Genomic DNA, 1,076 nt, shown 5'->3' with positions numbered 1-1,076 from the left:
TATATTATTTACAACATAAAAGGGAATTTTTATATTAAGTAGGTGACAGAATGTTAGATGAATATGGAAGAAAGATAGACTATGCTAGAATATCTCTTACAGATAAATGTAATTTAAAATGTGTTTACTGTATGCCAGAGGATAGAGTATATGAAAATAAATTAATAAATGATACTTTATCTCCTTTTGATTATAAATTTATAATCAATGGACTAGCTCAAATTGGAATAAGTAAAATTAGATTTACTGGTGGAGAACCATTATTATATCCTAATCTTATTGAGTTAATAAGATATACACATTTTGAATGTAATATAGATGATATAGCTATAACTACAAATGGAATAGGACTAGATAAGATAGCTTATGAATTAAAAGAAAATGGATTGAAAACTGTTAATATAAGTTTAGATTCACTTAAATCATATAAATATAAAAGTATAACAAGAGGTGGAAATTTAACAGAAGTATTAAAATCTATAAATAAGTGTCTAGAATTAGGTATAAATGTAAAAATAAATTGTGTTGTTATTAAAGGATTTAATGATGATGAAATTTATGATTTTATAGATATGACTAACTATTATCCTATAGATATTAGATTTATAGAATTAATGCCTCTTGGCGAAGGTAGAAGTTTTTATGAAGATGGATACTTTAACATAACTAATTTTATAGATAAAATAGATACAATATATAAGTTAGAAGATGAAATAGGGTCAACTGCTAAGTTATATAAGTTAAATCATGCTAAAGGTAGAGTAGGAGTAATAACACCTCTTAGTTGTTCGTTCTGCAATACGTGTAATAGAATTAGGGTTACATCAAATGGAAAAATAAAACCTTGTCTTCATTCAAATGAGGAAATAGATATAAGATTTTATTTAAATAAACCAATGATATTTAAGGAAGTATTAAAGGAAAGTATATATAAAAAGCCATTAAAACATAATCTATTAGAAAATAATTGTAGTGAAACTAATAGACCAATGTACAAAATAGGTGGATAAAAAAGTGCTATATAATTTTATATAGCACTTTTTTWMCTTACTAGGATTTTATGATATATTAATATC

At 23.9% G+C, this 1,076-nt stretch carries 1 protein-coding gene; it reads left to right on the top strand.

Features of this window, described 5'->3' with window-relative positions; all coding sequences use genetic code 11:
• Positions 1-50: 50 nt before the first annotated feature.
• On the top strand, positions 51-1,010 hold the full coding sequence (gene moaA / locus G3997_RS06685; protein ID WP_296644697.1) for a GTP 3',8-cyclase MoaA: 960 nt from the start codon (positions 51-53) through the stop codon (positions 1,008-1,010).
• Positions 1,011-1,076 lie beyond the last annotated feature (66 nt).

This window comes from Romboutsia sp. 13368, assembly GCF_018336475.1.
Taxonomy (GTDB): Bacteria; Bacillota; Clostridia; order Peptostreptococcales; family Peptostreptococcaceae; genus Romboutsia.
The sequence above is the reverse complement of the archived record's forward strand: the minus strand, read 5'-3'. Positions and strand labels throughout refer to the sequence as shown.

Coding starts and splice junctions, on each gene's coding strand:
- moaA (WP_296644697.1), top strand. CDS start 51: ATGTTAGATGAATATGGAAGAAAGATAGACTATGCTAGAATATCTCTT.